The 7823-nt window shown below is 77.0% G+C and carries 5 protein-coding genes and 1 pseudogene; 2 read left to right on the top strand and 4 right to left on the bottom strand.

Features of this window, described 5'->3' with window-relative positions:
• The 4 genes and pseudogenes from RKE29_RS25930 to RKE29_RS25945 all read right to left on the bottom strand — a co-directional run.
• On the bottom strand, window positions 1-2385 hold a 2385-nt coding region (locus RKE29_RS25930), incomplete at its 3' end, for a DUF3488 and transglutaminase-like domain-containing protein (RefSeq protein WP_312008077.1).
• A 744-nt stretch (window positions 2386-3129) separates the two neighbouring features.
• Window positions 3130-3678, bottom strand: a pseudogene (locus RKE29_RS25935) (DUF58 domain-containing protein); the annotation flags it as partial.
• 359 nt (window positions 3679-4037) lie between these two features.
• Window positions 4038-5114, bottom strand: a complete 1077-nt coding sequence (locus RKE29_RS25940; RefSeq protein ID WP_312008073.1) for a MoxR family ATPase — start codon at window positions 5112-5114, stop codon at window positions 4038-4040.
• Between the two features lie 228 nt (window positions 5115-5342).
• On the bottom strand, window positions 5343-5936 hold the full coding sequence (locus RKE29_RS25945; RefSeq protein ID WP_312008074.1) for a carbonic anhydrase: 594 nt from the start codon (window positions 5934-5936) through the stop codon (window positions 5343-5345).
• 382 nt (window positions 5937-6318) lie between these two features.
• Here RKE29_RS25945 and rsmH point away from each other — a divergent pair, with 382 nt between their 5' ends.
• Together rsmH and RKE29_RS25955 are read left to right on the top strand one after the other, a co-directional pair.
• The gene (rsmH, locus tag RKE29_RS25950) at window positions 6319-7317 is read left to right on the top strand and encodes a 16S rRNA (cytosine(1402)-N(4))-methyltransferase RsmH (protein ID WP_312008075.1); all 999 of its coding nucleotides are present in this window, start codon (window positions 6319-6321) and stop codon (window positions 7315-7317) included.
• Between the two features lie 49 nt (window positions 7318-7366).
• A partial coding sequence (locus RKE29_RS25955; RefSeq protein WP_312008076.1) for a septum formation initiator family protein occupies window positions 7367-7823 on the top strand: 457 nt, incomplete at its 3' end.

The following is a 7823-nucleotide window of genomic DNA, read 5'->3' on the forward strand; positions in this document are numbered from 1 at the left end:
CGGGCGGCGCAGGGCGGCGGCCCAGCGGCCGTCGCTCCACCGCCGGGCCAGCGCGGACCACCGCTCCTCGGCCGCCCACGCCGCGCGGACGGCCGACCGCGGCGCGACCAGGGCGCGCAGCCGGGTCCACCGGCCGGTGGCGGCCCTGAGGCCCGCCGCCACGCGCAGCACGTCGTCCGTGAGACCGGTCGTCGGGTGCGGCCGAGGGGCGTAGAGCACCTGTTCGACCGCGGTCGCCACCCGGTGCGCCGCCCGCGCGGCCGGCTCGTCGAGCCCGGCGGTCCGCACGATGCGGGCGACGGCGCCGCGCGGGGTGAGGGAGTCGTCCGGGACGACGCCGTGGTCCCAGGCGGTGTCGACCATCTCCCGCCAGGCGGCCAGGGTCCGCCCGGCGGCGTCCGGGGGCGCGCCGGCGTGCGCGCCGGGCCCGCGCAGCCTGCGGGACCGGGCGCGGATCCGCCACAGCATGGGCAGCATGGGCACCACGGCCAGCACCAGCGCGAGCGCGCCCCAGCCGACGGACGAGGGCAGCGGCCAGCCGCCGCCGGAGGATCCGCCGTCCGCCACCGGGGGCGGGGCGGTCGCGCAGCCGTCGGCCTGCTGCCCGTCCGCCGGGCAGCTCGCCGACGGCGACGGCGAGGCCGACGCCCGGGGGGACGCGCTGGACTGCGGGGTGGGCGCGTCGGACGCCTCGCCGGCGGGCGGCTGCACCAGGGTGTAGTCGGGCTGGACGCCCCGGCTGGGGGTGGGCTCGAAGCGGGTCCAGCCCACGCCCTGGAAGTACAGCTCGGGCCAGGCGTGCGCGTCCCTGATGCCGACGGACACCGACCCGTCCGTCTGCGCCGTGCCCGGCTGGAAGCCGACGGCGACCCGGGCCGGGATGCCCAGGGTCCGGGCCATCGCGGCCATGGAGAACGCGAAGTGGACGCAGAAGCCCTCCTTCTGCTTCAGGAACCGCGCGATCGCCTTCGTGCCGCTGCCGGACTTCACCCTCGTGTCGTAGCGGAACCCGCCGTCGACGGCGAACCAGTCCTGAAGGCGCACGGCCTTCTCGTACAGGGTGGTCTGGCGGGCGGTCACCTGCCGCGCCGTACGGGCCACCACGTCCGGCAGCGAGTCGGGCACCCGGGTGTACCGGCGCAGCAGTCCCGCGGGCGGCGCGGGGGCCGCGGCCAGCTGCGCGGCGGTCGGCCGCACCTGGAGGCTGGAGACGGCGTACCGCACGCCCTGCGTGGTCTGGCCGTCCTGGCCGACCAGCATGCGGGCCTCGGGCTCGAAGGCCCACCGTCCGCCGATGTTCACCTCGGAGGCCGGGTAGGGCAGCGGCACCTCGCTCTGCCCGTACCAGCGGGCGACCTGCACGTAGCTGCGGACGGGGGAGGCGTCGACGTCGGGCGCGAGACCGGGCGGGTCGGGCAGGACGCCGGGCAGGTCGGTGACGGGCCGCGGGGCCGCGCGCCACTCGGCGCCGTCGAACTCGTCCAGGGCGATGAAGCGCAGGTAGAGGTCCTGGGTGCTCTGCGTGGAGGAGCGGTACCGCAGCACCTCGCGGTTCTCCGGCTGGTTGAGGCTGTTCTGCAGCGCCACCATGGAGTCCACCGCCGAGATGCCACCGCCGCCGCCCGCGCCGCCGTCCCGCTCGCCGAGCAGGCCGGAGCCCAGCGAGGGCAGCACCGCGGGCACCGCGAGGGCGATGCCGAGGGCCAGCGCGCCGATCCGGTGCCCGGCGCGCAGCCGCCCGCCGCCCGCCGCGCCGGGCCCGGCCGGGGGCGGGGCGTGCGGGCCGCCCGCGGTGAACACCCGTCCCCACTGGGTCAGCCGGCCGCGGCTCTCGGCCAGCAGGAGGAGCAGGTAGCCGGCCGCCGCCACGAGGAATCCCAGCCACTCGGCGCTGCCGCCGCCGGACAGGGCGGCGGCGACCGAGTACAGCGCGAGCAGCGGCAGCCCGGCCGGGGCCGCGGCGCGGTAGGTGACCGCCAGCGTGTCGACCATCAGCCCGACCAGCAGCACGCCGCCGACCAGCATCAGCCGTATGCCGTCGGTGGCGGGCGCGGGAATGGTGTACTCCCCGACGTCGTCGCCGCCCGCGCGCAGCAGTTGCGCGAAGCGGTCGAAGACCGGCGGCCCCGGCAGGACGCCGCCGGCCGCCTGGCCGTGCGCGAAGACGGCCGTGAGCAGCAGCAGCCCGGTCAGCGCCTGCGCGGCCACCGCCAGCGGGCGGGCCGGGACCAGGCGGCGGGCGAGCACGCCCACCGCGCTCTGCACGCCCAGCAGCAGCGCGGCCTGCGGCAGCCAGCCGTGCTGGTCGACCAGCGGCAGCAGCGCGCAGGCCGAGGCCAGTGTCGCGACCGCGGCGCAGACCGCGAGGCCCACCCGTCCCCTCATGCGGTGTCCCGTCCGTGTCCGTCGTGGCCCTGGTGCCGGGCGCGGGGCCCGGGCTGGGGTGTCCACGGGTCCGCGGGCGCCGCCCACGGCCCGTGCGCCGGGCTCCACGGCGTCGGCGGTGCGCCGGGCCGGCCGCCCGCCGCGCCGCCGGGCCCGGCGAGCCCGGACACGCCGGGGGAACCGCCCGGCCCGAGGAGTCCGCCCGGGCCCGGGAACCCGCCCGCGGCGGGNCCCGGCGAGCCCGGACACGCCGGGGGAACCGCCCGGCCCGAGGAGTCCGCCCGGGCCCGGGAACCCGCCCGCGGCGGGGTCGAGCCGCCGCCACAGCTGCGCCAGCGGCACGCCGGGCGGTACGGACAGGGCCGTCCACCCGGCCTCGCGCAGCGGCGCCAGCCGCGCGGCCTCCCGCGCCGGTGCCGCCGGCCCGTCGGCCCGGCCGTCCCCGGCCCAGGCCGCCGCGTCGGTGACGAAGGCGACCGCCGCCCCGCCGTGCTGCCGCATCCGGGCCACGACCGCCGTCTGCGCCTGGTCCAGCTCGCCGAGGAACGCCACCAGCAGCCCGGTGCCCTGGCGCAGCGCGTCGTGGGCGGCGGACAGGCCGGTGCCGTCGGAGTGGTCCACCTCGGCGAGGGCGTCCAGCAGGAGGCCGGCCGCGTCGGCCGCACCCTGGCCGGGCCCGGCCAGGGCCTCCCCGGCCTCCGGGCCGGGCGCGAGGTCTCCGGTGTCGGCCAGCAGGCGGACGGTGTACCCGCGCTCCAGCAGGTGCACCGCGGCCGACGCGGCCCCGGTCACCGCCCACTCGAAGGCCGAGTCGGGGCCCGAGCCCTGGTAGGCCGCGCGCCGGGTGTCGAGCAGCACGGTGCAGCGGGCCTGCCGCGCCTGCTCCTCCTGGCGCACCATCAGCTCGCCGCGCCGCGCGGTGGCCCGCCAGTGCACCCGGCGCAGGTCGTCGCCGTGCCGGTACTCGCGCGGTATCACGCCGTCGTCGCCCGACGAGGTCAGGGAGCGGCGCCGCCCGTCGCCGTAGCCCGCGTCCTGCCCGGCGAGCCGCACCGCGGGCAGGGGCTCGACCCGCGGGACCACCGTGAGGGTGTCGTGCGTACCGAAGGAGCGGGTCAGCTCGCACATGCCGAACGGGTCGTGCAGCCGTAGCTGGAGCGGGCCGAGCGGGTACCGTCCGCGCAGGTCGGAGCGGACCCGGTAGGACACGTCCCGCCGCCCGCCCGGCTCGACCCGGTCCAGCACGAAGCGGGGGCGCGGGCCGAGCACGTAGGGCACCCGGTCCTGGAGCATCAGCAGGCCGGTGGGCAGCCGTGAGACGTTCTGGACGCGCAGGTGCACCCGCGCCTCGGCGCCCGCGGGCACCCGCGGGGGCGCCAGCCACCTGCTGCCCGCGACCCGGTGCCGGGTGCCGTGGACCACGGCCACGCACACCAGCGGCAGGACGGCCAGCAGCAGCCCGACCCGCAGCAGGCCGGACTGGCCCAGCACGTACGCGCACAGCGCGGCGGCGAGGCCGGCGGCCAGGAAGGACCGGCCGCGGGTGGTCAGCCCGGTGAGCGCCCAACGCAGCCCGCGCAGGCGCCGGCCCAGTCCGCCCGGTGTCCCGCGGCCCGGCCGGTCCGGCGCTGTGCCCGGCCCCCCGTCCGCCCTCACAGCCGCCGGGCCCCGGGCTGCTGGTGGCCGTGCCCGTTCGGCGGGGCGCCGTGCCCGTTCGGCGGCAGCGGCGGGGCCGGCGGCAGCGGGCCGGCGGTGCTCTGCGGGACGGGCGTGGGCACCGGCGTGCGCTGCACGGTCTCGGCGACGATCTGCTCGGACGTGCGCCGGCTCAGGTGGGCCTGGGTGGTGGGCAGCAGCCGGTGCGCCAGCACGGGCACGGCGAGCTGCTGCACGTCGTCCGGCAGCACGAACTCCCGCCCGGCCAGCGCCGCCGCCGCCTTCGCCGCCCGCAGCAGGTGCAGCGTGGCGCGCGGCGAGGCGCCGAGCCGCAGCTCGGGGTGGCCGCGGGTGGCGGAGACCAGGTCGACCGCGTACCGCCGGACGGCCTCGGCGACGTGGACGGTGCGCACGGTCTCGATGAGCTTGATGATCTCGTGGGCGTGGGCGACCGGCCGCAGCTCGTCCAGCGGGGAGACGCCGCCGTGCACGTCCAGCATGCGCAGCTCGGCCTGCGCGGACGGGTAGCCGATCGAGGTGCGGGCCATGAAGCGGTCGCGCTGGGCCTCGGGCAGCGGGTAGGTGCCCTCCATCTCGGCCGGGTTCTGGGTGGCCACCACCATGAACGGGCCCGGCAGCTCGTACGTCCGCCCGTCTATGGTGACCTGCCGCTCCTCCATCGACTCCAGCAGCGCGGACTGGGCCTTGGGCGAGGCGCGGTTGATCTCGTCGCCGATGACGATCTGCGCGAAGACCGCGCCCGGTTTGAACTCGAAGTCCTGGCGCTGCTGGTCGTAGACGCTGACGCCCGTGATGTCCGACGGCAGCAGGTCGGGGGTGAACTGGATGCGCCGCACCGAGCAGTCGATGGACCGGGCGAGCGCCTTGGCGAGCATGGTCTTGCCCACGCCGGGGACGTCCTCGATCAGGAGGTGTCCCTCGGCGAGCAGCACCGTCAGGGAGAGCCGTACGACCTCGGGCTTGCCCTCGATCACGCTTTCCACCGCCTCGCGCACCCGCTCGGCGGCGGTGGTCAGATCACTCAGGCTCGCTCGCTCGTCATAGGTCGTCACCCGGCCCTCCTCGGCCCGCTCGTCGGGGCCGCCACCTCGGCGCGGCCGGCCCACCGCGTTACGCGGTCACCACCCGCCGCGGAAGATGCGGGGCTGGTGCCACATACGCATTCTTGCCGTCCCCGAGCCGTCTCGTCACTCGGCTGTGGATAACCCCGGGCGATATGCCGCGACCGCCCCGGTTCGAGCGGTGACCGGGGCGGTCGCGGACTGTCAGGGGCAGGGCGCTCACACCTCGCGCGGCGTGACCTCGCGCAGCAGCCCGGTCGTCACGTCGAAGACGAACCCGCGCACGTCGTCGGTGTGCAGCAGGAAGGGTGAGGTCTTCACCCGCTGCATCGACTGGCGGACGTCGGTGTCGAGGTCCTTGAACGCCTCCACCGCCCACGACGGGCGCTGGCCCACCTCGGCCTCGATGTCGTGCCGGAAGTCCTCGGTGAGGTTCAGCAGGCCGCAGCCGGTGTGGTGGATGAGCACGACGCTGCGGGTGCCGAGCGCCCGCTGGCTGATCGTGAGGGAGCGGATCACGTCGTCGGTGACCACGCCGCCCGCGTTGCGGATGGTGTGGCAGTCGCCGAGTCGCAGGCCGAGCGCCTCGTGCAGGTCCAGGCGCGCGTCCATGCACGCGACGACCGCGACGTGCAGGACCGGGCGCGCGTCCATGCCCGGGTTGTGGAACTCGGCGGCGTAGTGGCGGTTGGCCTCGACGAGGCGGTCGGTGACGGTGACCCCGGAGTAGTCCACCGCGTGGGCGCCCGCGACATGGGCGGCGGCTCCCGCGGGGGAGGGGCTGTCCTGGGGCTGTGGCGCTGAAATCGACATGCTTCGACGGTAATGGGACTCGCGGCGTCCGCGCCTGTGTAAAGAATGGGCAAAACCGGCTAACAAGGTCGTCAAGTTGAAATATGTGACGCACGCCACATCGAAATTCGTCCGGTGTGGACGCCCGGCCGGGCGCCGCGGCGTGACGCGCTGCCCGGTTGATTGACCGGGCGGACGAGTGGACTAAAGTGGCGCGAAGTGGGAGGCGTGACGCTCCCTCGCTTCCCGGTCATGTCGTGTGAGCGCGGTGCGTACGTACCCCTCGGCCTCCTCCCGCTCCGGCCGCCTGACGTCACTTCCCCGGCGCCAGTAGGCCGCTTCCCCTTCAGAGCGGGCGGGGACCCGGCGGTGCGTGCCATCCCCGCCGACCCCAGAAGGGCTCATGAGCAGCAACGCGCGCCACGTGCCAGTCATGCTCCAGCGCTGCCTGGACGTCCTGGCCCCCGCGCTGCTCGAACCCGGCGCGGTCGTGGCGGACTGCACCCTCGGGCTCGGCGGGCACAGCGAGGCGCTGCTGCGCGCCTTCCCCGAGGTCCGCCTGGTCGGCCTGGACCGCGACCCGGAGGCCCTCGCGCTCGCCCGCGAACGGCTCGCACCGTACGGCGACCGGGCGACCCTCGTGCGCGCCGTGTACGACGAGCTGCCCGCCGTCCTGGGGCGGCTGGGCATCCCGCGCGTGCGGGGCGTCCTGTTCGACCTCGGCGTGTCGTCCCTCCAGCTTGACGAACCCGAGCGGGGCTTCGCGTACGCGCGTGACGCCCCCCTGGACATGCGCATGGACCCCACCGCCGGCCTCAGCGCCGCCGACGTCCTCAACACCTACCCGCCCGGCGACCTGGTGCGCGTCCTGCGCACGTACGGCGAGGAGCGGTTCGCCCGCAGGATCGTGGACGTGGTGGTGCGCGAACGCGCCAAGGAGCCGCTGCGCAGCAGCGCCCGGCTGGTGGAGCTGATCCGCGAGGCGCTGCCGCAGGCGGCCATGCGCACCGGCGGCAACCCCGCCAAGCGCACCTTCCAGGCGCTGCGCATCGAGGTCAACGGCGAGCTGGCGATCCTGGAGCGCGCCGTGCCGGCCGCCCTCGACGCGCTCGCGGTCGGCGGCCGGATCGCCGTGCTGTCCTACCACTCGCTGGAGGACCGGCTGGTCAAGCAGGTCTTCGCGGTCGGCGCCGCGGGCACCGCGCCGCCCGGCCTGCCCGTCGTGCCCGAGCGGTACCAGCCGCGGCTGCGGCTGCTCACGCGGGGCGCGGAGCTGCCCGGCGAGGAGGAGGTGGCCGCCAACCGCCGCGCCGCGCCCGCCCGGCTGCGCGCCGCCGAGCGCGTCCGCGAGGCGCTGGGCCCGTGGCCGGTCCGCCAGGCGGCGGGCGGGGGAGCACGGTGAGCGACGCGCGTGCGGCCGACGGGCCGCGGAGGACGAGCGAGGAGACGCGGTGAGCGCACCGGTGGGGCCGCTGGTGCGCCCGCCCGCGGCGAAGCGGACGCCCTTCGTCCTGCTCATCGTCGTCCTGCTCGCCTCCGGGCTGATCGGCCTGCTGCTGCTGAACTCCTCCCTGAACCAGGGCTCGTTCGAGCTGAGCCGGCTGGAGCGGCAGACCACCGAGCTCACCGACGAGCAGCAGGCCCTCCAGCAGGAGGTCGACGAGCTGTCGGCGCCCGACGCGCTGGCCCGGCGGGCCCGGGAGCTGGGCATGGCCCCCGGCGGCAACCCCGCCTTCCTGGCCCCGGACGGCACCGTACGCGGCGTGCCGTCCCCCGCCGCCAGCGAGCCCGGGGCGCTCGGCGCGCCCTCCCGCGGCCGGCCCGCCCACCCCGGCACGTACGCCACCGACGGGGCCGCGCCCGGGCCGCTCGTGGCCGCGCCGCTGCTGCCCGGCGTGCCCGGGGCCT

Source organism: Streptomyces sp. B1866, assembly GCF_031932565.1.
In the GTDB taxonomy this organism is placed as follows: domain Bacteria; phylum Actinomycetota; class Actinomycetes; order Streptomycetales; family Streptomycetaceae; genus Streptomyces.

Coding starts and splice junctions, on each gene's coding strand:
- RKE29_RS25945 (WP_312008074.1), bottom strand. CDS start 5,936: ATGTCGATTTCAGCGCCACAGCCCCAGGACAGCCCCTCCCCCGCGGGA.
- rsmH (WP_312008075.1), top strand. CDS start 6,319: ATGAGCAGCAACGCGCGCCACGTGCCAGTCATGCTCCAGCGCTGCCTG.